Source organism: Pseudomonas fitomaticsae (genome assembly GCF_021018765.1).
Taxonomy (GTDB): domain Bacteria; phylum Pseudomonadota; class Gammaproteobacteria; order Pseudomonadales; family Pseudomonadaceae; genus Aquipseudomonas; species Aquipseudomonas fitomaticsae.
The window spans coordinates 5,114,867-5,141,808 of record NZ_CP075567.1 but is presented as its reverse complement, the minus strand read 5'-3'; the positions used below and the strand labels follow the sequence as shown (position 1 = coordinate 5,141,808).

General features: G+C 57.3%; 27 protein-coding genes and 2 pseudogenes. 12 read left to right on the top strand and 17 right to left on the bottom strand.

Going from position 1 to position 26,942, the window contains the following annotated elements; genetic code table 11:
* Nucleotides 1-47: 47 nt before the first annotated feature.
* The gene (locus tag KJY40_RS23225; protein WP_085606509.1) at nt 48-491 is read left to right on the top strand and encodes a hypothetical protein; all 444 of its coding nucleotides are present in this window, start codon (nt 48-50) and stop codon (nt 489-491) included.
* A gap of 60 nt (nt 492-551) precedes the next feature.
* Here the strand turns inward: KJY40_RS23225 and KJY40_RS23220 are convergent, their stop codons facing one another.
* Nucleotides 552-857: a PepSY domain-containing protein gene (locus tag KJY40_RS23220; RefSeq protein WP_007951089.1), complete on the bottom strand. Its 306-nt coding sequence runs from the start codon at nt 855-857 to the stop codon at nt 552-554.
* Nucleotides 858-995: 138 nt separating this feature from the next.
* Nucleotides 996-2,123 carry a glycerophosphodiester phosphodiesterase gene (locus KJY40_RS23215; protein WP_230733039.1) on the bottom strand — a complete coding sequence of 376 codons (1,128 nt, stop codon included), beginning with the start codon at nt 2,121-2,123 and terminating at the stop codon, nt 996-998.
* Nucleotides 2,124-2,340: 217 nt separating this feature from the next.
* On the opposite strand from KJY40_RS23215, the gene KJY40_RS23210 reads away from it, so the two are divergent.
* Nucleotides 2,341-2,667 carry a DUF2025 family protein gene (locus KJY40_RS23210; protein ID WP_230733037.1) on the top strand — a complete coding sequence of 109 codons (327 nt, stop codon included), beginning with the start codon at nt 2,341-2,343 and terminating at the stop codon, nt 2,665-2,667.
* A gap of 146 nt (nt 2,668-2,813) precedes the next feature.
* On the opposite strand, the gene KJY40_RS23205 is transcribed toward KJY40_RS23210, so the two are convergent.
* Together KJY40_RS23205 and KJY40_RS23200 are read right to left on the bottom strand one after the other, a co-directional pair.
* Nucleotides 2,814-3,128 carry an antibiotic biosynthesis monooxygenase family protein gene (locus KJY40_RS23205; protein WP_230733035.1) on the bottom strand — a complete coding sequence of 105 codons (315 nt, stop codon included), beginning with the start codon at nt 3,126-3,128 and terminating at the stop codon, nt 2,814-2,816.
* Complete coding sequence (locus tag KJY40_RS23200; RefSeq protein ID WP_230733033.1) at nt 3,125-3,832, bottom strand: CTP synthase C-terminal region-related (seleno)protein; 708 nt, start codon at nt 3,830-3,832, stop codon at nt 3,125-3,127. Before KJY40_RS23200 ends, KJY40_RS23205 begins: the two co-directional genes overlap by 4 nt.
* Nucleotides 3,833-3,874: 42 nt before the next feature.
* Here KJY40_RS23200 and KJY40_RS23195 point away from each other — a divergent pair, with 42 nt between their 5' ends.
* Nucleotides 3,875-4,789 (top strand): LysR family transcriptional regulator, encoded by a 915-nt coding sequence (locus KJY40_RS23195; RefSeq protein WP_230733031.1) that lies wholly within the window; start codon nt 3,875-3,877, stop codon nt 4,787-4,789.
* A 6-nt stretch (nt 4,790-4,795) separates the two neighbouring features.
* Here KJY40_RS23195 and KJY40_RS29790 read toward each other — a convergent pair.
* The 4 genes and pseudogenes from KJY40_RS29790 to KJY40_RS23180 form a co-directional block, all read right to left on the bottom strand.
* Nucleotides 4,796-5,233 (bottom strand): annotated as a pseudogene (locus KJY40_RS29790) (methyl-accepting chemotaxis protein); the annotation flags it as partial.
* Between the two features lie 108 nt (nt 5,234-5,341).
* Nucleotides 5,342-6,025: pseudogene (locus tag KJY40_RS29785) on the bottom strand (PAS domain-containing protein); the annotation flags it as partial.
* 263 nt (nt 6,026-6,288) lie between these two features.
* On the bottom strand, nt 6,289-7,341 hold the full coding sequence (locus KJY40_RS23185; RefSeq protein ID WP_230737746.1) for a diguanylate cyclase: 1,053 nt from the start codon (nt 7,339-7,341) through the stop codon (nt 6,289-6,291).
* Between the two features lie 146 nt (nt 7,342-7,487).
* On the bottom strand, nt 7,488-8,096 hold the full coding sequence (locus KJY40_RS23180) for a TetR/AcrR family transcriptional regulator (protein ID WP_230733029.1): 609 nt from the start codon (nt 8,094-8,096) through the stop codon (nt 7,488-7,490).
* Between the two features lie 214 nt (nt 8,097-8,310).
* On the opposite strand from KJY40_RS23180, the gene KJY40_RS23175 reads away from it, so the two are divergent.
* Nucleotides 8,311-9,363 (top strand): MBL fold metallo-hydrolase, encoded by a 1,053-nt coding sequence (locus KJY40_RS23175; protein ID WP_230733028.1) that lies wholly within the window; start codon nt 8,311-8,313, stop codon nt 9,361-9,363.
* A gap of 38 nt (nt 9,364-9,401) precedes the next feature.
* Here KJY40_RS23175 and KJY40_RS23170 read toward each other — a convergent pair whose 3' ends face one another.
* Nucleotides 9,402-9,713 carry a helix-turn-helix domain-containing protein gene (locus tag KJY40_RS23170; protein ID WP_230733027.1) on the bottom strand — a complete coding sequence of 104 codons (312 nt, stop codon included), beginning with the start codon at nt 9,711-9,713 and terminating at the stop codon, nt 9,402-9,404.
* 93 nt (nt 9,714-9,806) lie between these two features.
* Nucleotides 9,807-10,574, bottom strand: a complete 768-nt coding sequence (locus KJY40_RS23165; protein ID WP_230733026.1) for an AraC family transcriptional regulator — start codon at nt 10,572-10,574, stop codon at nt 9,807-9,809.
* Between the two features lie 112 nt (nt 10,575-10,686).
* Here KJY40_RS23165 and KJY40_RS23160 point away from each other — a divergent pair, with 112 nt between their 5' ends.
* Together KJY40_RS23160 and KJY40_RS23155 are read left to right on the top strand one after the other, a co-directional pair.
* Nucleotides 10,687-11,502 carry a sulfite exporter TauE/SafE family protein gene (locus KJY40_RS23160; protein WP_230733025.1) on the top strand — a complete coding sequence of 272 codons (816 nt, stop codon included), beginning with the start codon at nt 10,687-10,689 and terminating at the stop codon, nt 11,500-11,502.
* A 63-nt stretch (nt 11,503-11,565) separates the two neighbouring features.
* The gene (locus KJY40_RS23155; RefSeq protein ID WP_230733023.1) at nt 11,566-12,714 is read left to right on the top strand and encodes a hypothetical protein; all 1,149 of its coding nucleotides are present in this window, start codon (nt 11,566-11,568) and stop codon (nt 12,712-12,714) included.
* A 3-nt stretch (nt 12,715-12,717) separates the two neighbouring features.
* Here KJY40_RS23155 and KJY40_RS23150 read toward each other — a convergent pair whose 3' ends face one another.
* From KJY40_RS23150 to KJY40_RS23120, 7 genes are all read right to left on the bottom strand, one after another.
* Nucleotides 12,718-13,704: a hypothetical protein gene (locus tag KJY40_RS23150; protein ID WP_230733022.1), complete on the bottom strand. Its 987-nt coding sequence runs from the start codon at nt 13,702-13,704 to the stop codon at nt 12,718-12,720.
* 93 nt (nt 13,705-13,797) lie between these two features.
* The gene (locus tag KJY40_RS23145) at nt 13,798-14,511 is read right to left on the bottom strand and encodes an HNH endonuclease (protein ID WP_230733020.1); all 714 of its coding nucleotides are present in this window, start codon (nt 14,509-14,511) and stop codon (nt 13,798-13,800) included.
* Between the two features lie 113 nt (nt 14,512-14,624).
* The gene (locus KJY40_RS23140; RefSeq protein WP_230733018.1) at nt 14,625-15,158 is read right to left on the bottom strand and encodes a BRO-N domain-containing protein; all 534 of its coding nucleotides are present in this window, start codon (nt 15,156-15,158) and stop codon (nt 14,625-14,627) included.
* 420 nt (nt 15,159-15,578) lie between these two features.
* A complete protein-coding gene (locus KJY40_RS23135; protein WP_230733016.1) occupies nt 15,579-16,535 on the bottom strand; it encodes a sce7725 family protein in 957 nt (318 codons plus the stop codon).
* Nucleotides 16,536-16,563: 28 nt separating this feature from the next.
* A complete protein-coding gene (locus KJY40_RS23130; protein ID WP_230733014.1) occupies nt 16,564-17,421 on the bottom strand; it encodes a sce7726 family protein in 858 nt (285 codons plus the stop codon).
* A gap of 155 nt (nt 17,422-17,576) precedes the next feature.
* A complete protein-coding gene (locus tag KJY40_RS23125; protein WP_085709714.1) occupies nt 17,577-18,824 on the bottom strand; it encodes a ribonucleotide-diphosphate reductase subunit beta in 1,248 nt (415 codons plus the stop codon).
* Between the two features lie 554 nt (nt 18,825-19,378).
* The gene (locus KJY40_RS23120; RefSeq protein WP_085709715.1) at nt 19,379-19,639 is read right to left on the bottom strand and encodes a DUF2790 domain-containing protein; all 261 of its coding nucleotides are present in this window, start codon (nt 19,637-19,639) and stop codon (nt 19,379-19,381) included.
* A gap of 393 nt (nt 19,640-20,032) precedes the next feature.
* Here KJY40_RS23120 and acs point away from each other — a divergent pair, with 393 nt between their 5' ends.
* The 6 genes from acs (at nt 20,033) to KJY40_RS23090 (ending at nt 26,889) form a co-directional block, all read left to right on the top strand.
* Nucleotides 20,033-21,988, top strand: coding sequence for an acetate--CoA ligase (acs, locus tag KJY40_RS23115; RefSeq protein WP_114884931.1), 1,956 nt, complete (start codon nt 20,033-20,035; stop codon nt 21,986-21,988).
* 749 nt (nt 21,989-22,737) lie between these two features.
* Nucleotides 22,738-23,511 (top strand): ABC transporter substrate-binding protein, encoded by a 774-nt coding sequence (locus tag KJY40_RS23110; protein ID WP_007951064.1) that lies wholly within the window; start codon nt 22,738-22,740, stop codon nt 23,509-23,511.
* Between the two features lie 91 nt (nt 23,512-23,602).
* Nucleotides 23,603-24,292 (top strand): ABC transporter permease, encoded by a 690-nt coding sequence (locus tag KJY40_RS23105; protein WP_007951063.1) that lies wholly within the window; start codon nt 23,603-23,605, stop codon nt 24,290-24,292.
* Complete coding sequence (locus KJY40_RS23100) at nt 24,289-24,987, top strand: ABC transporter permease (protein ID WP_230733013.1); 699 nt, start codon at nt 24,289-24,291, stop codon at nt 24,985-24,987. The genes KJY40_RS23105 and KJY40_RS23100 overlap by 4 nt, the downstream gene beginning before the upstream one ends.
* 1 nt (nt 24,988) lies before the next feature.
* Nucleotides 24,989-26,101 (top strand): succinylglutamate desuccinylase/aspartoacylase family protein, encoded by a 1,113-nt coding sequence (locus KJY40_RS23095; protein ID WP_230733012.1) that lies wholly within the window; start codon nt 24,989-24,991, stop codon nt 26,099-26,101.
* A 23-nt stretch (nt 26,102-26,124) separates the two neighbouring features.
* On the top strand, nt 26,125-26,889 hold the full coding sequence (locus tag KJY40_RS23090; protein ID WP_003227281.1) for an ABC transporter ATP-binding protein: 765 nt from the start codon (nt 26,125-26,127) through the stop codon (nt 26,887-26,889).
* The last annotated feature ends 53 nt before the right edge of the window (nt 26,890-26,942 follow it).

Below are 26,942 nucleotides of genomic sequence, written 5' to 3'. Positions count from 1 at the left end.
ACCGCCGCCGATGCCCGGTTATCTATAACCGGCATTGGAGATTTCCCATGGTCAGCATCACGTCTGTTTCGATCAATCAGACCGTCACCACGCCCACCAGCAAAACCTCGATTGCCGACACGGGCGACGACACCTCGACCACCGCGGCGGCCAGCACCGGCGTGAAAGCCGACACCAGCAAAGTCGCGGCGGGCGGCGGTGCGGCGCCGGCAGGGGACAGCAGTTCCAGCAGCGATGAATCGGACACCGTGAAAGAATTGCGCAAGCAGATTGCCGAGTTGCAGAAGCAGTTGCAGGAAGAGCAAAAGGCGCTGCAAGCGGCTCAGGCGAAGCAGGAAAGTCAGGATGCCAAGGCGGCGGATGTTGCGGCGGCGCAGTCGCAGATTGCTACGACGTCGGCTTCGTTGCAGACGGCGACGGCGGCGTTGCTGGCGGCGTTGCAGGATTCGGATTCGAGTACGTCGGGCTCGCTGGTCAGTACCTCCGCATAAATTGCAGACACAAAAAAGCCGCACAACCCAAAAGTCGTGCGGCTTTGTTTTATCAGCCAATCAAGTGTCTTGCTTGTTGGTCAGCACCTTGCCAGTCGTTGCATCGAAGTCCACATCAAACTCCTTGCCATCAGCAGTACGCAATTCAACTTCGTATTCATAACCGTTGAAGTGGTTATCCAAGTCGGTGTCAGTGATGGTCGCGCCCGGATGCAGTTTCAGCGCTTGTTCGTTCATCGACTCCAGCGACTTGATCTTGCCTTCCTTGACCAGTTGCGGGATCTGGTCAACGCGAACGTCAGCCTGGGCCAGGCCAGCGGTGAGGGTCAGGGCGGCAGCGGTAAACAGGGCAGTCAGGGTTTTCATCGGTTATTCCTTTGGGTGATTCGTTTAAGTGAGTTCAGGTTAATCGCCGCAACTTAATTCACCCTTAAAACGCAGCGAGCAGGCCGGACTCCTCTAGGGAGCGAGCCTGCTCGCGGTACTGACGCTCTGATTTGCAGATCAGAAGCCGTTGTTCTTCAACACCTGATCCACACTGGCGGCGGCCGGGCGTTTGTAGAATTTCAACAGTTCGCTGGCGCGGTTGGTGAAGATGCCGTCGACACCGGAGGCCATGACCTTCTCGAAGTCCACCGGCTCATCCACGGTGTAGACGTGCACCAGCAGGCCCTGATCGTGGGTGTATTTGTTCATCCATGGCTGCACCAGATCCGAATAGCTCTGATCGCCGCCGTGGGTCAGCCTCGCCGAAGGACCGGTACCGATTGCACCCTGGGCCTTGGCGTAGTCGATCCACTGCTTGAATTCAGCTTCGGATTTCGGCTCCTGCTTGCCGTAGAAAGCGTTCTTGTCCTTCTCGCCGGATTCGGCAAAGGTCACTTTGGATTTCGGCTCAATGCTGCCTTCGCCCACCCACAGCAACAGGATCTTCGGCACCTGCGGCATTTCCTTTTGCAGCATTTCCAGGCTGCTCTTCTCGAAGGTTTGCAGGATCACCTTGCCGTTGCTCTCGCCGACGCTGGCGACGTTTTTTGCCGGTTTGGCGCCCGCCGGGATCAGCCAGCCGCGGGCCTGGAGTTTTTCCTTCAGGTCATGCTCGATCCCCGGGAACAGCTTCGGCTCCTTGGTTTCGATGTACAGACCCGGCTTGTGCTGCGGACTGGCCTGGGCGATGTCGATGATTTCGTCCAGGGTCAGAATCTTCAGACCGACATAGGACGGACGCGCGCGATCCGGGTACTTGGCGTTGTACCAGCTGCCGGCGTCGAGGGTTTTCAGTTCGGCCATGGTGAAGGCATTGGCCGGGCTGTCCTTGCGCTCCGGGAACTTGGTGGCGACGTCGGTGGTGCGTTGCAGGTTGTCGTCGTGCAGGGCGAATAGCACGCCGTCCTTGCTGCGCTGCAAGTCCATTTCCAGGTAATCGGCGCCCAGGTCGCGGGCCAGTTTGTAGGAGGCGGCGGTGGATTCCGGGGCATCGAAGGACGCGCCACGGTGGGCGATCACCGCCGGGTGCGGAATGCCCTCGGAGGCAGCGAGCGCAACAGGGCTTGGCTGGGCGGCAGCGTGGGCCTGGCCGAGGCCGAGCATCAGGCTCAGCAGCAGAGCGCTTTTGGTGAACGTGGCGGGCATGTCGAGGTCCTTTCGCAGGTATTTTCGAAGATGTACCTTTTAGCAACTCAAACGAAAACGTGCTATCGCGAGACCGACATAAACGTACTGAAAGCGAAAATTTCCGCACTTTTGTGCGTTTGTTTGCAGTACGCTTGGCCACGGCAACCGCCCCGGCAGAGGGTGTGCCGCTCATTGCCCTGCGTGTAAACCATCGATCCTTTTCGTGAGGTTTACCATGCGCATCACATCGCAACTCATCTGCCAGGCCGCCGACGACCTCAAAGGTTTTGTCGGCCTCAACCGCAAGACCGGCCAGTACATCGTGCGCTTCAGTGAGGACTCGTTCGGCATGGACGTGGCCGATGACGGCATCATCCCGTGCAGCGAATTCGTCTGGGCACCGGCCACCGAACAGACCATGACCCTCAAGCGCGAGCTGATCCAGTTGCTGCTGGATCAGAACATCGATGACCGGATCAACATCACCGAGCCGTTGCGCGTTTACATGAGTAAACGCGAAGTGCCAGAGATTGAGGCGGTGCGCAGTCTGGTGAAGGGCTGAGGCTTTCGGTGATTCAGTTGCCTCCATCGCGAGCAAGCTCGCTCCCACAGGTACGGCGTGATCTTGAGAACAGCGCACTACCCTGTGGGAGCGGGCTTGGTCCGGGCGGCGATCCGACGAAGGGGCCAGTGATTACACCGCAATACTCACTTTCCGAACCGATACTCCCGCTCAACCCGACACACCCGCGTACGAAACGCCGAATACCACTCAGCCCGCCCGCGCGCCTGAATCACCCGGTGTTCCGGATGCTCGCGCCAGGCCAGAATCGACGCCTCGCTCTCCCAGTACGAAATCGTAATCCCCACTCCGTCTGCCCCCCGGATCGAATCGATTCCGAGAAACCCCGGTTGCTCGGCCACCAGTTGCATCATGCGCTCGGACGCTTCGGCATAGCCGTTGTCGCCCTCGGTACGGGTCGAAGTGAAGATCACGGCGAAACACTCAGTGTTCGGTTTCATCGACATTGCTCCGAGCAGGCTTCAACAAACGCCCGCACCAGCGGCGGCAATTGCCCCTTGAGCGCTGCGCGTTCCGGCTGGAACAGTGTGGCGACGAAGAACACATGGTTTTTCAGTTCGATGGCGCGCAGATCGCCTGCCGAATCGTGACCCACGGCGTGTAGTTCATGGGTCAGCAACTCCCGTTCGAATTGCGGATTCACACCGTAGCGGCAGCGATAGCCTTCGCGAATCTCCGACGTTTCGTACGCCCTGGCGATCAACGAACCGGGCACCAGATGAATGCTGTCCACCGCTTCCACCAGCGAGCAGGTCAGCGGCGTGAGCACCGCGCGGCTGGCGTCGGGCGAAGTTTCGCCATGCGCGGCGTCGGCCCAGCCCAGCACGTTGCGGGAAAACTCCAGCACCGCATGCTGAAAACCGCCGCAAGTACCGAGGAACGGTCGCTGCTGCTCGCGGGCAAAACGAATGGCCCGCAGGGCACCGTCTTCGCTTTTGTAGGGGCTGGCCGGCACACACCAGAAGCCGTCGAATGGTTGCAGCGGCGTCTCGGGCAGGATTCGGTCGGTGGCCAACCATTCGAAATCAACCGGATGGCGAAGGTGTTCCGCAGCCAGTCCGAGGGCGACCGGGATGGCCTGGTGGGCAGTGACTTGCGGATCGAAATCTCCGATCAGGGCGATGCGCAGGGCTCTGGATTCCATGAGTACTCGCTGTGCTTGTTGAGGGATGACGCTCACTATAGATTGGCGTTCACGCACTCTAAATTGGCGTTTGCCCAAGTGATCAATGCAGCCACGCAATACCAACTGGATTTCCCGGATCTGGCCCTGATCCTCGCATTAGTACGCGGCGGCTCTCTGGCCCGGGCCGCGCAGCTGTTGAAGGTCGATGTGTCGACGGTGTTTCGCGCCGTGCGCCGACTGGAAGCATCACTCGGCCAGCAACTGTTCGAAAAAAGCCGCGCCGGTTATTTGCCCACCAGCCTCGCGCAAACCCTGGCCGAGCAGGCCGAACGTGCTGAACAAGCTTTGGAAGCGGCGCGGATTGGTGTGGAGCAGGGCGGCGAAGTGGTCAGCGGCACGGTGCGCCTGACCTGCACCGACTCGGTGTTGCAAGGTCTGTTGCTGCCGGCGCTGGCGCAGTTCATGCCGAACTACCCGGCGCTGACCATCGAACTGAGCACGTCCAATGATTTCGCCAACCTCAGCCGCCGCGATGCCGACATCGCCTTGCGCCTGACGCGTACTCCGCCGGAGCATCTGGTCGGACGGGAGCTGGCGAAGATTTCCTACCGGGTCTGCGCCAGTCAGCGTTATCTACAAAATGTTGAAACGGCCGATCTGGCGGCGCTGCCCTGGATCGCCCCGGACGACTTTCTGCCCGATCACCCGACCGTCGCCTGGCGCCGTCAGCAGTTGCCGGGTGTGACGCCGAGCTATCGCTGCAACAGCATGCTGTCCGTGACCGAACTGGTCCGAGCGGGGCTGGGCGTGGCGGCGTTGCCGGACTTTCTCATCAATGAAGGGCTGCAAGCTTTAAGCGAGCCGCTGCACGGTTACGACACCGCGCTGTGGCTGCTGACCCGCCCGGACTGCCGCGCATTGCGCTCGGTGGTCACGCTGTTCGACGAACTGGGGCGGGCGCTGCGGTTGCCGTAATCGTGTTTAACCCGACGCCCGGTCATTGGCGAACATGCTCACGGCGTCCACTGCTTCGCTGGCGCCGTCCCGTATCTGCAAAATCACCGTACCGGCCTGATCCGCCAGTTCGACACCCTGCGCCGCGCGACCACGGGTGCCTTCCATGCTCTTGATCGCCTGACGGGTTTCACTCTGGATCAGGCCGATCATGTTGGAAATCTCTGCCGTCGAGCCGGAGGTGCGCGCCGCCAGCTGTCGTACTTCATCGGCCACCACGGCAAAGCCGCGACCCTGCTCGCCGGCACGGGCGGCTTCGATGGCGGCATTCAGGGCCAGCAGGTTGGTCTGGTCGGCAATCGCACGGATGGTGTTGACGATGGCGGTGATCTGTTCGGAGCGCTCGCCCAGTTGCGCGATCAAGGTCGAGGATTCGGCAATGTCGTCGGCGATGTCGCGCATTTCACTGGCCGCTTGCTGGATCACTTGCGTACCTTGCTCGGCGACTTTTCGGGTGGCGACGGAGATGTGATAAGCGGCGCTGGCGCTGCGTGCATCCTGCTCGTGCTGCTCGACCCGGGCGGTGACGTCCGAGGCGAACTTCACCACTTTGCACAGTCGGCCAGCAGCGTCATAGACAGGGTTGTAGTTGGCTTCGAGCCACACGGTCTGACCGCGTTTGTCGATACGTTCGAATTGACCCTGGAAAAACTCGCCCTGATTCAATCGGCGCCAGAAGTCCTGATAGTCGCTGCTGTTGACCAGATCCGCCGGGCAGAACAGCCGATGATGCTTGCCCTTCAGCTCGGCGAGTGTGTAACCCATGCGCGTCAGAAAATTCTGATTGGCCGTGAGGATATTGCCGTCGAGGTCGAATTCGATCACCGCCATGGCGCGGTCGATGGCCTGCAATTTGGCGTTGGCTTCACTCTCCTGCTGGACTTTGGCGGTGACGTCCATGGCGTACTTGACCACCTTCATCACCCGGCCCGAGGCATCCTTGATCGGGTTGTAGCTGGCCTCGAGCCAGATCGGTCGGCCCTGGCTGTCGATACGTTCAAAGGTGCCGGACTGGAACTCACCGTTTTTCAGCTTCGACCACAACTCGGTGTATTGGTTGCTGCGGGCAATCTCGGGCGGGCAGAAGCGTCGATGGGGCTGACCGATTACTTGTTCGGCCTTGTAGCCCATGGTGTTCAGGAAGTTTTCGTTGGCGCGCAGCACGACGCCGTCGAGATCGAACTCGATCACCGCCATGGAGCGATCGATCGTCTCCAGCAGGCCGGCTTGTTCGGTGAGAGTGTTCTGGAGAGCGTCGAGGGCGGACTTGTGGCGGTTGAAAAACATGCTGGCGGCACTCTGGAAATAGGGCTGAAAGTGGGATCCCTGTTTCCGCGTCAGCCAGCCAGATGTGTCGATGGCTGGAAGCAGTGTGCCAGCATCCAGGCTGGCGGATTCACTTATACAAAACTTTATAAACTTGTACAAGAAATCGATATTTCTCGAATTTGTACAAGTTTTCAGGCAGTGGAACGGTTCAGCGCCACGCTGATCGTGTTACGTCCCGCGTGTTTGGCGCTATACAGCGCCTTGTCGGAATCATCGAACCACTCAAGGGCGTCGGCGTAAGAGGCTTGATAGCGGGCAAGCCCGATGCTCAGGCTGACGCGCAGTTCGGCGACGTCAGGGTGGCGGTAACGATCCATTCCCTGACGCAATTGCTCCATCAGCGTTTCGGCCTTGCTGAGTGGCAGATTGGGCAGAATCACACAGAACTCGTCTCCGCCGTAACGCCCGGCCAGTTCGCTTTCGTCGAGCACGAATTTCAGCTCGCGGCTGAGTTGTCGTAGCACCGCATCGCCGACGATGTGCCCGTAACTGTCGTTGATCGACTTGAAATGATCGATGTCGATCAGCGCCAGAATGGCTTGGGAATTGTGCTGCCGGCACTGCTGGAATTTGAGATGCAGCAGGTCTTTCCAGGCGCCGTGGTTGAGCAGGCCGGTCAGGCTGTCGGTACGGCTCAGGGCGCTCAGGGTGCGTTTGTGTTCGGCGAGTTTGATCGCCAACCGGTAACAGACCATGCCCAGCGCCAGCGGATAAAGGGTCAACATCGGCAGGCAGGCCCAGACCTGAGTCTGCGTGGCCGTCAGGGTGAAATTGACCCCAAACACCGACCAGCCCAGCAGCACGCCGATCACCTGGGCGAGGGCGCCGAGCAGGAACAGACGCTGACCGCCGGCGGCCACGTTGTTCATGGTCATCATCGACAGGATGGTCACGGTGGTCAGCGGGTTGAACTGGAAACACGCGGTCCAGAAACCGCCGCACACCGAGTCATAGAGCAGGTTGCGGCGTTCGGCGCGGTAGGGAAAAGCCGAGCGGGTCGAGCATTGATAGGCCACGTGCGGCCAGAGAAAACCGTTGAACAGCAACAGCGCCCAGAGCCAGCCCGGCATGTTCAACGGATACAGCGCGGCGCCGACACTGAAGAAACCGATGCCCAATCCGATGGCCCGTGGCAAGTAAATGCGCCTGGCGAATGACAAGCCTTTGCCGCGTTGGTTTTCCATGATGTTCTGCGCCAGATTCATTCTGAAACACTTTGCAGTGTAATACTTCAGACAGACCGTTCATCGGTCAATGACAGGCATTGTCATTTATTCCAGCGGGAAAATTCAGTGTCCTTGTGAGCCATTTACCGTGGCGCAGGCCTTGTCTAGAGCTGATAGCAAGCCAGAAACATATCGAGTGCAGAATCGACCACGGCGTTTTGCGTGGTGCTGTCGAGAGAGGGCTGGCCCATGGAGATCTGCGGCCAGAAGGCAAACGCCTTCAGCAGCCCCTGCACCTGATGCGCGGCGAACTCCGGATCAACCGGTTTCAACCGACCGTCCGCCTGAGCTGCGCGAATCCATACGGTCACGCTTTCCTCACGTTCGCCCATGCGCGCCACCATGTTTTGCGCGCGCTCTGGTGAGTGGATCGCGGCCGCAATGGCGACACGGGCCAGATTCATGAAATTGTCGTCCGCCATCATCTGCAGTTTGGCCAGCAGCATCGTTCGCAATTGATCGCGCAAGGGCTGATCGGGCTGGTACGACACGGCTTGCTCGGTGCTGATCCGTGCCCACAACTGGTTGAGAATTTCGGCGAACAGCTCTTCCTTGCTCGGGAAATGGTTGTACACCGTGCGCTTCGACACCCCGGCAGTGGCTGCGATCTTGTCCATGCTGGTGACCTCGAAACCGTTAGTACGGAATTCGGCGATCGCGGCCTGGATGATGGCTTCGCGTTTACGGTCGGTGAGGCGCTGGGGAGCTGTCATAAATTCGATTCGGCAGAAAAAGGGTGAAATTACACTCGGCAGTTTACTTGTCATCAGGTTTGATGCAACCTAGAAACTACACCGATCAGTGTAATGTTGCGTTAATCGGTGCAACCTAAAACCAGATGTCCGGCTGATGCGTGCGTGCCTTGGCCATTTATCGTCCCACCGTGGAAAGCCGTGAATTGCGCGGTGTTTCCGGAGTCATTGAGTCATGGCCAAATCCATTGCTTCTGCGGGCAGTCAAACCCCTGAACCTTCGCGTCAGGCCGAAGGTGTATTCCGCAACCATGCGCCGGTGCAGCGCGAAGGTGTGCGCAAGATGCTGCGGATCATGTGGAACATGATCTTCCACAAACCGCGCAACACCCGGCCGGCGGCCGCCATTCCGGTACAGCCCCTGAGCCGCGCCGACCTGATTGCGGCGCCGAACCACAGCGTCTATCGCCTCGGTCACTCGACCTTGCTGCTCAAACTGCAGGACAAGTTCTGGATCACCGACCCGGTGTTTGCCGAGCGCGCTTCGCCGGTGCAATGGGCCGGTCCGAAACGTTTTCACCAGCCACCGATCAGCATCGACGAATTGCCACCGATCGAAGCGGTGATCCTGTCGCACAACCACTACGACCACCTCGACTACGAAGCGGTGTTGAAACTCGCGGATAAGGTCAACGTGTTTCTCACGCCGCTGGGCGTCGGCGACACCCTGATCAAATGGGGCATCGATGCCAGCAAAATCCGCCAGTTCGACTGGTGGCAGGGCACCGAAGTCGCCGGCATCCGCTTCATCGCCACTCCGTCGCAGCACTTCTCCGGTCGGGGCCTGTTCGATGGCAACCAGACCCTGTGGGCTTCGTGGGTGATCATCGACGGCGACACGCGAATTTTCTTCAGCGGTGACAGCGGCTACTTCAACGGCTTCAAACGCATCGGCGAACAGTTCGGCCCGTTCGACCTGACCCTGATGGAAACCGGCGCCTACAACGTCGAATGGCCACACGTGCACATGCAACCGGAAGAAACGCTGCAGGCCCACATCGACCTCAAGGGCCGTTGGTTGTTTCCGATCCATAACGGCACGTTCGACCTGGCGATGCATGCCTGGCATGAGCCATTCGACCGCATTCTTGCGCTGGCCTGGGAGCGCAGTGTTTCCATCACCACGCCGCAAATGGGCGAGGCGTTCAACCTGGCACAACCGCAACGCGGGGATGCGTGGTGGCTGGCGGTTGAAGGGGAGAGTGAGGCGGTGGTGCAAGGAGCCTGACTCACCGGTGCAGGTTCGCCTCCGTGAGGCGAACCGAATCACTCTGCCATCGCATAATCCCCACGCACTGATTCGGCTGTCGAACCATTGCTTGTCGAACGCCCCGGAGCAAACCCCGGAAAGAACACCAGCCCCTGCGCCTCAAACCGATAGGTCAACGCCAGCCGCGCCGCATCCGCTACATCCTGCTGCGCTTCGAACCGCTGAATGTCGTCCACCGAAACCTTGGCCTCTCGCGACAACTGTTCAATGCTCCAGCCCAACATCCCTCGGGCCTGGGAGCAATGCGTCGGGGTGAACTGGAAAAGGGCGATACGTTCGAGGATGAGGTTCATCGCTGAAGAGGCCATGGTGTGCTCCGGGCTCGAGAGTGCTGATGGAAAATGTACTGTGTTTTTGTACAGTTGTTTTCGGCCGGGATCAAACGCATTTTTTGATTTGCCCTAGTTCGCTGCCTCCAACCAGACGGACGGTGCCTGACCGAGGATTCGGCGGAACATCGTCGAGAACGCTGCCGGACTGTCATAGCCGAAATCCAGGGCAATCCGCGTCACCGCTTCACCCGCCGCCAGACGTGCCAGCGCCAATACCACGCAGGCGCGCTGGCGCCATTGACTGAAACTCAGGCCGGTCTGCTGACGAAACAGTCTGTTGAAGGTGCGTAAGCTTACGTGCAGCTGGTCGGCCCAATGCTGGGGCGATTGGTGGGCATTTGGCTGATGCAGAAAGGTCTGACACAGTTCGAGCAGTCTTCCGTCAGACGGCAGCGGGATATGCAACGGAAGTGGTGCACTGCGCACTAATTCATGCAGCAATAAATCAATGAGCACCCCGTCACGCCCGGTCAGGTCATACGTTAGCGGCAGCTCCACGGCTTCCATCAGCAAGTGCCGCATCAACGGCGACACACTGATCACCTGACAGCGCTCACCCAGGTCCACCGCCCCCGGCTCGATATACAAACTGCGAGTGCTGACCCCGAGCATCAACACCTCATGCGCCACCCCCGGCGGAATCCACACCGCCCGATGCGGTGGCACCACCCAGTTGCCTTCGTGCGTGCTGACCTGCATCACCCCGGTCGCGCCGTACAACAATTGCGCCCGCCGATGCGTATGACGTGGCAACAGATAGCCGTGGGAATAATCCGTACCGATCGCCACCACCGGGCGCGGCGTGTCATCCAGCAGATTGATCGAAAAATTGCGCATCGAGCGGCATCCGGCAGTTGGCGTAAACGCAAACATTATTGGCTGACTTGCTGAAGCAGGCCAAGCGCCGCCGCTCTATCGTCGACCGCTCCCAAACAACGGACGACGCGCCATGTTCTACCTCCTGCTGACACTCTTCGGCTGCCTGACCGGCGTCACCGCCGTGCTCTTTGGTTTCGGCGGCGGCTTCGTCGTCGTGCCGCTGCTGTACCGCATGCTCACCGCGAGCCACGGCGCCGACGACCCGATCAGCCAATCCGCCATGCACATCGCCGTCGCCACCTCGACCTGCGTGATGATCGTCAACGCCCTGGTCGCCACCGACAAACATCGCCGGGCCGGCAACCTCATCCGTGAATACCTGTGGCCTTTGGGTGGGTTTATCGGATTGGGCGCGGTCGTCGGTGCAATCGCAGCGGTGTGGGTCAGCGGCGAAGTCATCCGTTATGCCTTCATCGCCTATCTCGGCGTGACGATTGTCGACTGTCTGTTGCGACGCGGATTTCTTACGCAATCGGAAGGCACTATCCCACGTCGATTGAGAACACTGGAAACGTCCGGCGGCGGTGTAGGCATTGGCGCCATCGCGACCTTTCTCGGCGTAGGAGGAAGCGTCATGACCGTGCCGTTATTGCGGCGTTGCGGGTTGAGCATGTCGCAGGCGACTTCGATGGCCAATCCGTTGAGCGTGCCGGTGGCGCTGGCGGGGACGCTGACTTACATGTTGATGGCAGGGTTCAGCGAGACAGACCTTGGACCATTGTTTATCGGGTATGTGGATTTGCTGGCGTTTTCGGTGCTGACGCTGGGCTCGATGCTGGGGATTCGACTGGCCACGCCGTGGATCGGGCGGATACCGGATCGGGTGCATGCGTGGGTGTATATCGCGCTACTCATCGTCGTGATGCTGGGCATGACACTGAAGTAGCACCTCGATTCCTGCGCACATCCTCTGCATACTCCGCAGCCTTATTCAATCAGGGATCGATCCATGCTCAAGGGACTGTTGCGCCTGGCGCCATACGCCGCCGCGTTGTTTTCACTGTTTTCCACCGCTCAGGCTGACGACGGCAGACGTGTGTTCACCGGCACGCTGGGCAAGACGCCGATTGTGGTTGAGCTCAATACCCAGCAGCAGGACGAAGTGACCGGCCGTTATTTCTACGAGAAGTATCACCGTGATCTGCCCCTCAGTGGCGCGTTGCAGGACAGCACGCTGATGCTGGTCGAGGGCAACAATCGCTACGGCGATGACAAGCCGCTGTCGACCCTGAAACTTAAATCCACCGCCAACGGTTGGCAGGGCGAATGGCAAAACCCGAAAGGCAAGAAACTGCCTGTACAACTGGTCGAGGCCAAACTTCCAGCGCCGACCGCATCGACGTTGCCCTTTATTGCCACGTTGCCGAAAGATGATCCCTACGAGTATTTGCGCTTACAGGGGCTCAAGCTCAAACCGGGGAAGAAAGACAACTTCATGGGCTACGACCTGCAATGGTGGATGGAGCCTGAGTCGAAAATCTCTTTCTTCAGCATTGAGTCCGGTTATCCCAAACAGGAGCAACAGCGGATCAACGAGCAATTGTTGGGACGGCTCTGGAAAGAGGTCATCAGTTATCACGCCTGCATGCTGCAAGGTGGCGAAAATGCCGAGCAATGGCAAAGCGTCGCGCCCACGTTTCTGTCGTCCGATATCGTCAGCCTGAACATCAACACCGGTTACGACTGTGGCGGCGCGCATCCGGATGTCGGCAACTCCCCGATCAATCTCAATGTTCATACTGGGGAGGCGATAAAGCTGGAAGACGTTTTGGCGGTGGGTGGGCGTGAAGGCAATTCGACTGGAACAAGCGAAGGCAAACAGAGGGAGGAGTTTGCGCAATGGCTTATAAAGCAATTCACCTCGCTGTATCCCGACGAAATGAAGAAGCCAGCCGAAGGTGATGAAGACAGCTGCGACTACACCGATGAAAACGTCTGGAGCGTTTTCGATTGGTACTTCACCGCCAAGGGCATTTACCTGGGGCCGTACTTCCCAAGGGTACAACGTGGTTGCGATGAACCCGAGTGGTCGATCCTGCCGTACTCCCTCGTCAAGCAACACCCCGGCGCCGTCCAACTTCAACTGCCCCAAGGCTAACCATCACGCCAGACCCGGCGCTTCACGAATAATGAAGTGATCCAGGTTCTCGATATTGGCATTGAAGACCTCGAAAGGCTTTTCGGGGTTCTTCTTGCCCGGCACCTGCTTCAACTCCGGCGTCACGCCATAAAAGAAACAGAACAGCTCTTTGTCGCTATCAATGGCGTGCTTGATCTCTTCCAGAAACGCCTTGCGCTTGCGGTAGTTGTCGATCAGCTTTTTGTTCAGATAGACACTGACCGGATAAGGCTTCTTCTTGCTGTCATCCGGCTTCTTGAACCAGACCTTGTCCTCGAAATCGATCCGGAAACTGGCGCTGTGAAAGTCCTCGATCTTCTTGATCCGGCCCCAGTAAATCAGCCCCTTGTTGTCCATCAAGTACTCGATCTTCTTGAAGAACGAACTGTACGGCGCCGTATGCTCGCCAATCTTCAATGGCATGCGCTTGAGCAAATCCTTGTCCGCGAAGTTCGACACAAAACACTCCACGGGGTGAGCGAAGACACTGGTCTTGTCCGGCGCCGTCTCACGACTCGGCGACTCTTTTGAGGGGGAAGTCGCCACCCGCACCGGATCATCCCGCAACACATCCGCCGCCCCCGCTGGCGCGGCAGGCTTGCGCACATACTCACGGCGCGTCAGCAACAACTCCGACGGGAAATGCTCCTCACGCCCGTCATCCGTTTCCCCATCCGCCGCCTCAATCCCCGACGCCGACGTCTTCACACTCACATACGGACAACCCGCCACATGCTGCGTACCGGGCAGATTCTTGAAGTGCGGCGTGCGCACGTAATTCACGTTCTTGGCGTTGAACGTGCCCAACTCGTTGGAAGCATCGAAGGCCGAACGACAGGCGTCGTTGGGGCACTGGAAGTGTTCCTTCGCAGAATCGAACGCCACCGTCTCATCGAAATTGAGATCGCGAACGTCATAGATCGACAGTTTGTCGTCGAGGCTGAGGCAGTAGGCGAGGTCGAATTTCATGGTGGGGCTCGGGTCCTTGAGTGGGGGGAGGAGTATTAATAGCGGGAGGTGGGGGGATGCCTCCCTCATCACAGCCTCTGTTGGGCAGAGATTTTACTGTCGCTTCAACCGTTTCACTTTTTTATAGAGCGAATCAGTGAACTCCACTCGGTCGCTCGAGTGGTGGCAGCGCCGATGGCAATTTGGACAGAGCGCAACAGTATTGTTTTTGCGATCCTTACCCTGTTGTGCCAGGTGTTTAACGTGATGAACCTCAAGGTATGGTTTTCCATCCATTTCGAACGGACCTGGTTGATCACAGGCCTCACAAATACCTTTAGCGTTTTCGAGAATCCAATCTTTGATTCTTGAATTTCGAACGAAGTATCGGGTAACTGTCACCCCTTGATGTGGGAGCGAGTCGTCTTCTGGAACGTCTACGAAATTCTGTGCTCTGGCTGGCTTAACGTGTCGACTCCGAACACCACCCTCGGTAGCAAGCAGTTCGGTGCTCTGAGTCAAAAGGCCTTTGGTTTCTAAAATTTTGGTCAGGCGCGCGGCTATTCCCGAGCCAATGTTCACTTTCGGCTTGTAGTGAACAATTGGCTTCAGCCCCAGCTCATCAAAGAGAGCCGAAATATTTTGTAGGCGATAGTCGATCGACTTGGTATTGCGACTGGCGAGCACGCCATCCTGCAGAAGCTTGTGCTCTGCAGACTTGTTGAATTTTTCATCGCTTGGATATTTCGCTTGAATCGCGAGATAGGCGTCGACCGATGCTTCCAATTCGTCATTGGTCCAGCCTTTTTGTTCCTTTTTCGTATCCATACAGTCGCCGAGGGTTGTTAACCCTCGGACGATACTGAGTGGCCATTACCGCTGTCTACGAAAATTCCTACAGAAAATCGCGACGGATCTCGCGCGGTCCTACAACCACAGCTTTAACCCATCGAATGCTTCGAAGGCTGGAATGCTTGCGCGACTCTCCGCCACCAAGGTTTCGCCGCCCTAGCTCGCCCTTGGCTCTGATCATTCAGCAGGTAAGGCATATCTCGCAGCCGAATCCAGCCTTCATCTCGCCAATGCAGCAAGCTCAGCGACATCTCCGGCCAATCCAACAAACTCAACATCGGTCGATCCGTGTTCTCGGACGGTTCCGCGTCGCGCAAGGCCGGCACAACCTGATTGGTTAGCCACTCACGTAGCAGTCGGTTCCCTGGGACGTAGTGATACACCAGCAGCGCATACACACCAGACTCGCTGAGCATCAACTGTTTTTCGGGTTGTCGGTAATAATCGATCCACAGGAAGCGGTGCTGATCTTTATCTAGCTTGTTGACCATGCGATCGCATAGGTGGACACCCATAAGGCGGCCGATATCGCGGGCACAGAACCACGGTTGGTTTTCAAGGAGGAGGGCGTGAAGGGCTAGGTTGTGACGATTAAAAACTGTGGGTGTGATGGGTTCAGACATGATCGACCTCCTTGTGTGGAGGCGTAAATGCAGCAGTAAAGCTGTAGGTGATTTCCTTCACTGAGAAGGGAAAAATCTTAGGCATATCCATTACCTCTACTTGATAGCTTTCTTAGGGCTAAGGCGCCGGGAGTTAAGAAACCCCAAGTAGAAGGCCGGACATATTCCCCTTTCGGGTCTTGTATTAGCCCACTCCCGACATAGCAGAGGTGTTTTACGCCCACGAGAAATCCATAGGCACAAAAAAGCCGCATCTTTCGGGAGCAGTCAAGCCGCTACTTGAGGCGTTTCTTAGGCGCCGGAGACAAAAGCCTATGGATATTTGTTCTCGTGGTCAAGAGCTAGATTTATTTATCAAGTGTTCTGAGTTAATCATACGAGCTTTAGGCCGAGCGATTTTTAATCGCTCGGCCTTTTTGTTTAGAGTCGTTTATTTAAAACGTCAAGCATAAGCTGGATGTGGTGTTTTATCTGATATTCTTTGTTTTTTGGCAGTCCTGACCATGTACTATGTTTTACATGGTCGTCGTAGGCTTTCAAGCTGCTATTCCAGCCAAACTCAGTTGGCAAGCTTTTTACTTGACGGACTAGTTTTCGCGCCATCTCTAAGAATTTTGTTTCTGCGTCACTGATGTTTCTATCGGTTTCATCTGATACAAAGTGTTCAATCCAGATGTCTGAGGTATTGGAGTTTTTATAGATTATATGGCTTGCCACGGCGCCGGGTTTTCCGCCACCCATTTCGAGTTTTTTTCCCGTGATGGTGTAATCACCAATTGCACAGAAATCTTTACCTACGGCTTTGTGTTTGTCCGTAAAAAACTCTTTTCCACTGTAGTCTGCGTTGCGGTCAAGTTTGTTGAAAAAATCTTGTGTGATTATGGCTTTGTTTTTTGGTATTTTAGATAGTTGTGCGGTGGAGATTTTGTCGTTGAGGATTACATGGAATGAAACTTGACTAAGAGTAGCGTTTGTCTGTATTTCTGCTTCGCTAAGAGCTGGGTTGTTGTAAAGAAGTACGACGTTTTTGCTTGGGTACTGTTTTAGGAATGCAGCTACGTGGCTTTGTGTAGTTGTGGATCCTATGCAGTAACCAGGGAGTAAGGATGAATGACTGTTGAATAAGTGTTGACTGTTTTTGACAAGATTTGCCTGCGTTGCTGGGCTATTTAAATATTGGTGTTGGTTTGGGTTCGTAACGACTATTAAGGGTTTTTTATCGTTTCCGAAGGCGTCCATGCAGCGATGTATGCCACTAGTGTCGGAAGTTACGGGCTCTAATATCGGTAATAGTCCTGTTAAGTCAGTTTTTTCACTGATCAGGGATCTTAGAGCTAGTAACTCTGATGCGCGTGCGTAAAGGTACGGGCTATACATATTGCTTTCCTTGCTAATGAAAATGTGGCTAATTAAGTTTTTCCTCAAGTGCCGTTAGTAAACGAGCTCTCTGAGGTCTGGACAGAGGGGAGGCATATCCGAGAACCCTTAAATGGCTAGGAAGGCTTCTCATGAAGTCTACAGTTTCAGGTTTGGTTGTCCTTTGGCGCATTGCATCTATATAAATTTTGTGTGCTGCCTGTTTCTCAATTTCTAAAAATATTTTTTCACAATGATTTCTTATTATGCCATTGGGTAATTGAATTTTTTCTCCTGTTACTTTTTCGAGCGCTGGTAAGTATTCGTCTTTTCGCAACATTCTAAATATTATTTTTTGGTCAATATTTTTAATGTTGCTGGTTGCTGGCTTTATTTCTGAAAGACTTCCTTTTGATGTTAATGATAATACTCCAATGTGTGAGTCGGCTTTTTCAGCGTAGCGTTTTGCTTGTTGTGGATGTGTGACGATATATATCTTGTCAAAGGCTTTTGTATAGTCTGGTGTCTGAGAAGTTAGCCTTCTTGGGCTGTCGAATTCGGTCTTTATCTCGTACGCTGTTGATGTTCCATTGAATACCGCAGCATCTACAATAGAGCTTCCCACTGGTAGTTCTATTGAGAGTGCTGATGAGTTTGGGCTGTGTCTGCCAAAAATTATGCGATCCGCGATGGCGGATTTATATATATATTCATTTCTATAATTTTTTTGAATCGATTTATATGCGTAAGCATATAAGTCGTTAGTTGTACTGATGTGTATGGGGTCGATTTTATCTAGGTAGAGTTTGAAAATGTCGCGTGGATTTTCTCCACGGGCTAGCGACGTAAATGTTGTACGGTTGAGAATCCTTGCTAGGAATCGTGCGTGATCTATATCAGGTTGCATGCCGAATTCCGAAAAAATGGTGATGATGCGAGACCAGTCTAGCAGGTGAGAATTGAAGAGATAAGGGTGAGGTCGACGAGCTGGTTCTGTCGAATCGAAAATCAAAAAAAGGGCTACCAGTGGTAGCCCTTGCTGTGTTTCAAGGGAGCATCGGATTAATCCCAGCTCAACGCCCCACCAGTCTGATACTCAATCACACGAGTCTCAAAGAAATTCTTCTCTTTCTTCAAGTCCATGATCTCGCTCATCCAAGGAAACGGGTTAGTGGTCCCTGGGTACTCTTCCTTCAAACCGATCTGCGACAGGCGACGGTTAGCGATGAACTTCAGGTAGTCCTCCATCATCGCAGCATTCATACCCAACACACCGCGAGGCATGGTGTCACGCGCGTATTCGATTTCCAGCTGAGTGCCCTGCAGGATCATCTGCGAGGCTTCTTCCTTCATTTCGGCATCCCACAGGTGTGGGTTTTCGATTTTGATCTGGTTGATCACGTCGATGCCGAAGTTCAGGTGCATGGATTCGTCGCGCAGGATGTACTGGAACTGCTCGGCGACGCCGGTCATTTTGTTGCGGCGGCCCATGGAGAGGATCTGGGTGAAGCCGCAGTAGAAGAAGATGCCTTCCAGAACGCAGTAGTAGGCGATCAGGTTGCGCAGCAGCTCTTTGTCGGTTTCGACGGTGCCGGTGTTGAATTCCGGGTCGGAGATGGCGCGGGTGTATTTCAGGCCCCAGGCGGCTTTTTTCGCGACCGACGGGATCTCGTGGTACATGTTGAAGATCTCGCCTTCATCCATGCCCAGCGATTCGATGCAGTACTGGTAGGCGTGGGTGTGGATCGCCTCTTCGAAGGCCTGGCGCAGGATGTACTGGCGGCATTCCGGGTTGGTGATCAGGCGGTACACGGCCAGGGCCAGGTTGTTGGCAACCAGGGAGTCGGCGGTGGAGAAGAAGCCGAGGTTGCGCATCACGATGCGGCGCTCGTCGTCGGTCAGGCCTTCCGGGTTTTTCCAGAGGGCGATGTCGGCGGTCATGTTGACTTCTTGCGGCATCCAGTGGTTTGCGCAGCCGTCCAGGTATTTCTGCCAGGCCCAGTCGTACTTGAATGGCACGAGCTGGTTGAGGTCGGCGCGGCAGTTGATCATGCGCTTTTCGTCAACGGCGACACGGGCGGCGGAGCCTTCGAGTTCGGCGAGGCCTTCGGCGACGTCGAGGGAATCCAGTGCAGCCTTGGCGCGGGCCACGGCGGCCGAGTCTTCGGCGGTCACGGCGCGGGCTTCGAGGGCGGCGGCACCGCCGGCGCTGTCGAGGCGGTCCATGTTGGCTTCGGTAGCGTGGCCGGCGTTGGCGCCTTTTACTGCTACTTCACTGTCTTCTTTGTCGAATTCGTCCCAGCTCAGCATGACGTGTCGTCTCCTGCGTGAGGGCCTGTGCCCGTGTGAAAACTGATTGGTTGGTTTTTCACACGGCCGTACAGGCCGCGTTGGATGTCGTTTTTTGCAGCGGTGCAACGCAGGCAATAAACAGAAAATTTTTACGGGTTTCCGAGAGCCTCTGACGGGCGCGAGTCAGCGTGGACGCTGCTGCGGGGCTTCAGAATGGCTTTGATCCCTGTAAGGGAATATTGCTGACCCGATTGGGCGGCATTATAGGGAAAAAAACATCGGCGTGGGGGAGGGCGAAACAGCGCAGGGCGGTCGAGCGGGAGGGTGATTTCGTTTGGAGCGAGGGTTTACAGGGCTTTCGCCGGGATTGGCCCTGGAGAATTTTTTTTCATTAATTTTTCTGCGTGTGATTGGTTGCTCAAAAAACGAGCAAAAAACCGCGTTTTTTACTATATCTTGTGTTTTGCAAGCCTTTTACGTCTCTTCAAACACAACTGAGCCCGACCGAAGCCGGGCTGGAATCGACCCTCGATGTTGCGCTGAGTGATCCGATTCGGTGCAGTCTCAAACCATCAATTGGTGCAGCCGTTACCCATCACGCTGTAACGCAGGATGTGGCGCTGGCCGGTGGAGTCGTCGTACTCCATTTTCATCGGAACCACTTCGCAGACATTCGGAACTTCGCTCATCGATACAACTTTAGCGATGTCCAGGTGAGTGGAGTAAGTGTATTCCTCGATGGCCGGTTGTTGCTGTGCGACATCAGTCGGGACCTCGTCTGCCATGGCGGTTGCGCACAGACTGCTGAGGGCCAGAACCAATAAAGCTTTCATTTGAAATTTACCTTCTTGAGGTCGAGTGGGGTCACGCAACCTTTTTGGGGTTGCGTGTGGAACTTCATCGTTTGGTTTGTTACTTCAGAGCTGGATTAACGGCCTTCGTGGGGGCTGTAACGTTGTTAATCACTTTGCCTTGTCGGCGAGGCAGATTTTAGGGAGGCGCGGTGGGTGTAAACAGATGGGGTTTTGATAAACACCTTTGGCAGATTTGGTAACAATCGCTGCGAGGCCAGTAGATTCAAGGCCTGCGAGGTCATTGAAGGCGAGCCTTGGGATTATCGCCACGACCTGTAGGGGCTTGTTACTACCATCGTCGAATGGTTCTATACGGTCGCCCCGGCTACAACAGGGTCATACAAAAACAACTATTACACCGAGGTAGGAAAGATGAGTGCGGCTTCTCTGTATCCCGTTCGTCCCGAGGTTCTGGCCAATACGCTGACCGACGAGGCGACCTACAAAGCCATGTACCAGCAGTCGGTCGTCAACCCTGACGGCTTCTGGCGCGAACAAGCCAAGCGCCTCGACTGGATCAAGCCTTTCACCACGGTGAAACAGACTTCGTTCGACGACCACCATGTCGACATCAAGTGGTTTGCCGACGGCACCCTGAACGTTTCCTACAACTGCCTCGACCGTCATCTGGCCGAGCGCGGCGATCAGGTCGCCATCATCTGGGAAGGCGACGATCCTTCCGAAAGCCGCAACATCACCTACCGCGAACTGCACGAACAAGTCTGCAAGTTCGCCAACGCCCTGCGTGGTCAGGACGTGCACCGCGGCGACGTGGTGACCATTTATATGCCGATGATCCCCGAAGCCGTGGTCGCCATGCTGGCCTGTACCCGCATCGGCGCGATTCACTCGGTGGTGTTCGGCGGTTTCTCGCCGGAAGCCCTGGCCGGTCGCATCATCGATTGCCGCTCGAAAGTGGTGATCACCGCTGACGAAGGCATCCGTGCCGGCAAGAAGATTTCCCTCAAGGCCAACGTCGACGACGCCCTGACCAACCCGGAAACCAGCAGCATCCAAAAAGTCATCGTGTGCAAGCGCACCGGCGGCGACATCAAGTGGAACCAGCATCGCGACATCTGGTACGAAGACCTGATGAAAGTGGCGGGCACTGTCTGCGCGCCGAAAGAGATGGGCGCGGAAGAAGCGCTGTTCATCCTTTATACCTCCGGCTCCACCGGCAAGCCGAAGGGCGTGCAGCACACCACCGGCGGCTATCTGTTGTACGCGGCGATGACTCATGAGCGCGTGTTCGACTACCGTCCGGGCGAAATCTACTGGTGCACCGCCGACGTCGGCTGGGTCACCGGTCACTCCTACATTGTCTACGGCCCGCTGGCCAACGGCGCGACCACGCTGCTGTTCGAAGGCGTGCCGAACTACCCGGACATCACCCGGGTGGCGAAGATCGTCGACAAGCACAAGGTCAACATCCTCTACACCGCGCCGACCGCGATTCGCGCGATGATGGCCTCCGGCACCGCTGCTGTTGAAGGCGCGGACGGCAGCAGCCTGCGTCTGCTCGGTTCGGTGGGCGAGCCGATCAACCCGGAAGCCTGGGACTGGTACTACAAGAACGTCGGCAAGTCCCGTTGCCCGATCGTCGATACCTGGTGGCAGACCGAAACCGGCGGCAACATGATGAGCCCGCTGCCGGGGGCTCATACCCTGAAGCCAGGTTCGGCCGCACGTCCGTTCTTCGGTGTGGTGCCGGCGCTGGTGGACAACCTCGGCAACATCATTGAGGGCGAGGCCGAAGGCAATCTGGTGATTCTCGATTCGTGGCCGGGTCAGGCGCGCACTCTGTACGGCGACCACGACCGTTTCGTCGACACCTACTTCAAGACCTTCCGTGGCATGTACTTCACCGGTGACGGCGCCCGTCGCGATGCCGATGGTTACTACTGGATCACCGGTCGCGTGGACGACGTGCTCAACGTCTCTGGCCACCGCATGGGCACTGCCGAGATCGAAAGCGCGATGGTCGCTCACCCGAAAGTCGCCGAAGCAGCGGTGGTCGGTGTGCCGCACGACATCAAGGGGCAGGGCATTTATGTCTACGTCACCCTGAAGAACGGCGAAGAGCCGAGCGAACAACTGCGTCTGGAACTGAAGAACTGGGTACGCAAGGAGATCGGGCCGATCGCTTCGCCGGACGTGATCCAGTGGGCGCCGGGGCTGCCGAAGACCCGTTCGGGCAAGATCATGCGCCGCATCCTGCGCAAGATCGCTACCGCCGAATACGAAGGCCTGGGCGACATCTCCACCCTGGCCGATCCGGGTGTGGTGCAGCATCTGATCGATACGCACAAGACCATGAACGTCGCGTAAGCGGCGGGTCTGAAGACTGAAAAGCCCCGTCCGGCATTGCGCCGGGCGGGGCTTTTTGTTGTCTGGAGTTTATGGGTTGTTAGTGCTGGCCCCTTCGCTGGCAAGTCGAATCGTCGCACCGCAGCTCCCACAGGTTTTGTGGTGTGCTGGAGGTTGCGGGAGCAACGGAGATCCCTGTGGGAGCTGGCTTGCCAGCGAAAGCGGTTTGTCATGCAAAGCTGCAACCCTCTGATGGAACAAAAAATCGGCAGCCAATAATTATCGAATTGCTCCGTCAGCCCATTCCCACTGTTACCCGCCCACCTTCCAGTAACTGAATGTGTAACCGCCTGCTCCGCAACGGGGCATCCGGAAACGCATCGCCCCGTTTTTGGGCCTCAAAACCGCCGGTGAAAAATAAGACATAACCCCGCGCTTGCCGGATTAGAAGGGTTTGCGAATAATAGGCCCGCAATTTGCAGCATAGATCGGTTCACTGTCTTTCGCTCTTGCATGAAATTGCAGGGCTGTCAATGTGCTCAAGCGGGTTTCTCGGTGCATCTGTAATTAGTTGTCGCATTGAAGAAATATCGGCTTCGGGCCTGTCGTTAGAATGCCGATCACTCGCTCGTCGTGGCTCGTGTTGAAATCGCTGACGGTTTCAATGGGAAATTTCCCACGGATGCAGCACCGCTTTTCTGTTTCACCCATTCGCATATTGGGCTGTCGCTCACTCTGCCGTTTTTGCCCTTTACCGATGGAGTCCCAAGATGAAGAAACTTGTGCTGCTTGGCGCCCTGGCACTGTCCGTGCTGTCCCTGCCGACATTCGCCGATGAAAAGCCTCTGAAAATCGGTATCGAAGCGGCTTACCCTCCATTTGCTTCCAAAGCGCCGGACGGCAGCATCGTCGGTTTCGACTACGACATCGGCAACGCACTGTGCGAAGAAATGAAGGTCAAGTGCCAGTGGGTCGAGCAAGAGTTCGACGGTCTGATCCCGGCACTGAAAGTGCGCAAGATCGACGCGATCCTGTCGTCCATGTCCATCACTGACGACCGCAAGAAGTCCGTGGACTTCACCAACAAGTACTACAACACCCCGGCCCGCCTGGTCATGAAAGAAGGCACCGCTGTCAGCGAAGGCCTGACCGAGCTGAAAGGCAAGAACATTGGCGTGCAGCGTGGTTCGATCCACGAGCGCTTCGCCCGCGAAGTCCTGGCCCCGCTGGGTGCCGAGATCAAGCCGTACGGCTCGCAGAACGAAATCTACCTCGACGTGGCCGCCGGCCGCCTCGACGGCACCGTGGCGGACGCTACGCTGTTGAATGACGGCTTCCTGAAAACCGACGCCGGCAAAGGCTTCGCGTTCGTGGGCCCGGCGTTCACCGACGTCAAATACTTCGGCGACGGCGTAGGCATCGCGGTACGCAAGGGCGACGCCCTGAAAGACAAGATCAACACCGCCATCGCGGCCATCCGCGAGAACGGCAAGTACAAGGCAATCCAGGACAAATACTTCGACTTCGACATTTACGGCAAGTAAAGACGTCGCTCGACCCGTCCGAAATGGCGCAAGCAACAGGATCTCTGCGGTTTGCGCCATTTTTTCATCCCAACTTTCGAGGACCTGAATCATGTTGAAAGGCTACGGGGCTGTCATCCTCGATGGCGCTTGGCTGACGCTTCAGCTCGCCTTGTCGTCCATGGCCCTGGCCATCGTTCTCGGGCTGATCGGCGTCGCGTTGCGCCTGTCGCCGGTGCGCTGGCTGGCGTGGCTGGGCGATCTGTATTCCACGGTGATTCGCGGGATTCCCGACCTGGTGCTGATCCTGCTGATCTTCTACGGCGGTCAGGACTTGCTCAACCGCGTCGCACCCATGCTCGGCTACGACGACTACATCGACCTGAACCCGCTGGCTGCCGGTATCGGCACCCTCGGCTTCATCTTCGGTGCGTACCTGTCGGAAACCTTCCGCGGCGCGTTCATGGCGATTCCCAAAGGTCAGGCCGAAGCCGGCATGGCGTATGGCATGAGCAGCTTCCAGGTGTTCTTCCGCGTGCTGGTGCCGCAGATGATCCGTCTGGCGATTCCGGGCTTCACCAACAACTGGCTGGTGTTGACCAAGGCCACCGCGCTGATTTCCGTGGTCGGTCTGCAAGACATGATGTTCAAGGCCAAGCAGGCGGCCGACGCCACCCGCGAGCCTTTCACCTTCTTCCTCGCAGTGGCGGCGATGTACCTGGTGATCACCAGCGTCTCGTTGCTGGCGCTGCGTCACCTTGAGAAGCGCTACTCGGTAGGCGTAAGGGCGGCTGATCTATGATCTTCGACTACAACGTCATTTGGGAGGCCCTGCCGCTGTACCTCGGCGGTCTGGTCACGACCCTCAAGTTGCTCGCGCTGTCGCTGTTCTTCGGTCTGCTCGCGGCATTGCCGCTGGGCCTGATGCGCGTATCCAAGAACGCCTTGGTCAATGGCGCAGCCTGGCTTTACACCTACGTGATTCGCGGCACGCCAATGCTGGTTCAGCTGTTCCTGATCTACTACGGTCTGGCCCAGTTCGAAGCGGTGCGTGAAAGCTTCCTCTGGCCGTGGCTGTCCAGCGCAACGTTCTGTGCGTGCCTGGCATTTGCGATCAACACCAGCGCCTATACCGCCGAAATCATCGCCGGCAGCCTGAAGGCCACGCCGAATGGCGAGATTGAAGCGGCCAAGGCCATGGGCATGTCGCGCTTCAAGATGTACAAGCGCATCCTGCTGCCATCGGCCCTGCGCCGGGCGCTGCCGCAGTACAGCAACGAAGTGATCATGATGTTGCAGACCACCAGTCTGGCGTCCATCGTGACCCTGATCGACATCACCGGCGCGGCCCGTACCGTCAACGCGCAGTTCTATCTGCCGTTCGAGGCGTACATCACCGCTGGCGTGTTCTACCTGTGCCTGACCTTCATTCTGGTGCGCCTGTTCAAGCTGGCCGAGCGTCGCTGGCTGAGCTACCTGGCCCCGAGGAAGCACTGATATGGAACGCATCGACCACGTTCTGCCGTGGAGCCACCTGGGCAGCGAGCGCCGGATCTCGGTGTTTCGCTTCGGCAGCGGCGAGCGCAAGGCCTACATCCAGGCCAGCCTCCACGCGGACGAACTGCCCGGCATGCGCACCGCCTGGGAACTGAAAAAGCGCCTCGGCGAACTCGAAGCCAAGGGCCAGCTCAACGGCGTCATCGAACTGGTGCCCGTGGCCAACCCGCTGGGTCTCGGCCAGTTGCTGCAAGGCAACCATCAGGGGCGTTTCGAGGCCGGCAGCGGCAAGAATTTCAACCGTGATTTCGTCGAGCTCAGCGCCCCGGTGGCCGCTACGCTTGAAGGACAACTCGGTGATGATCCGCACGCCAACATCCGTATGATCCGCCAGGCAATGGCCGATCACCTGGCCGCATTGCCCGAGGCCGGCAGCCAGTTGCAAGGCATGCAGCGCATCCTGCTGCAACATGCCGCCACCGCCGATGTGGTGCTGGATCTGCATTGCGACTGCGAAGCCGCGCTGCACATGTACGCCTTGCCGCAGCACTGGCCGCAGTGGCGTTCGCTCGCCGCGCATCTGGATGTGAAGGTCGGCCTGCTGGCGGAAGACTCCGGTGGCAGCTCGTTCGACGAGGCTTGCTCGTTGCCGTGGCTGCGTCTGTCGCGCCTGTTCCCGGACGCGCAGATTCCATTGGCGTGCCTGGCGACCACCGTTGAACTGGGTGGTCAGGCTGACACCACACCAGCGCAAGCCGAAGCCTGGGCGGAAGGGATCCTGGCATTCCTCGCCGAACAAGGCCTGATCCGTGGCGAGTGGCCGAGCGCCGTGCGCGAACCGTGCGAAGGCATGCCGTTCGAAGGCACCGAATTGCTGCTGCCGCCGCACCCCGGCGTGGTGAGTTTTCTGCGCAAGCCCGGCGAGTGGGTTGAAGCCGGTGACAAGATTTTCGAAGTGATCGATCCGCTGTCGGATCGGGTCAGCACGGTGTGTGCTGGTACGTCCGGGGTGCTGTTTGCCATTGAGCGGCTGCGTTACGCCCAACCCGGTTTCTGGCTGGCCAAAGTGGCGGGGCGCGATGCGCTGCGCGACGGCCCTTTGCTCAACGACTGACTGTTTTTGTGAGAACCGACCGCATGTACAAACTTGAAGTCCAAGACCTGCATAAACGCTATGGCAGTCACGAAGTGCTCAAGGGCGTTTCCCTGAAAGCGGCCGCCGGCGATGTGATCAGCATCATCGGCTCCAGTGGCTCCGGCAAAAGTACTTTCCTGCGCTGCATCAACCTGCTCGAGCAGCCGCACGCAGGCAAGATCCTGCTCAACAACGAAGAGTTGAAGTTGGTAGCGAACAAGGACGGCGCGCTGAAAGCCGCTGATCCGAAACAGCTGCAACGCATGCGTTCGCGCCTGTCGATGGTGTTCCAGCACTTCAACCTGTGGTCGCACATGACCGCGCTGGAAAACATCATGGAAGCGCCGGTTCACGTGCTGGGCGTGTCCAAGGCTGAAGCCCGCGAGAAAGCCGAGCACTACCTGAACAAGGTCGGCGTGGCCCATCGTAAGGATGCGTTCCCGGGGCACATGTCCGGTGGCGAGCAGCAGCGTGTGGCGATTGCCCGTGCGCTGGCGATGGAACCGGAAGTGATGCTGTTCGACGAACCGACTTCGGCCCTCGACCCGGAACTGGTCGGCGACGTGCTGAAAGTCATGCAGGCCCTCGCTCAGGAAGGCCGGACCATGGTGGTGGTAACCCACGAAATGGGCTTCGCCCGTGAAGTGTCGAATCAACTGGTGTTCCTGCACAAAGGCGTCGTCGAAGAAAGCGGCAACCCGCGTGAAGTGCTGGTCAATCCGCAGTCGGAACGTTTGCAACAATTCCTCTCGGGCAGCCTCAAGTAATCGCTCCCGTTATGCACCAAATTAGGTCATGCTGCGCAGCGCGCCAGATGGTC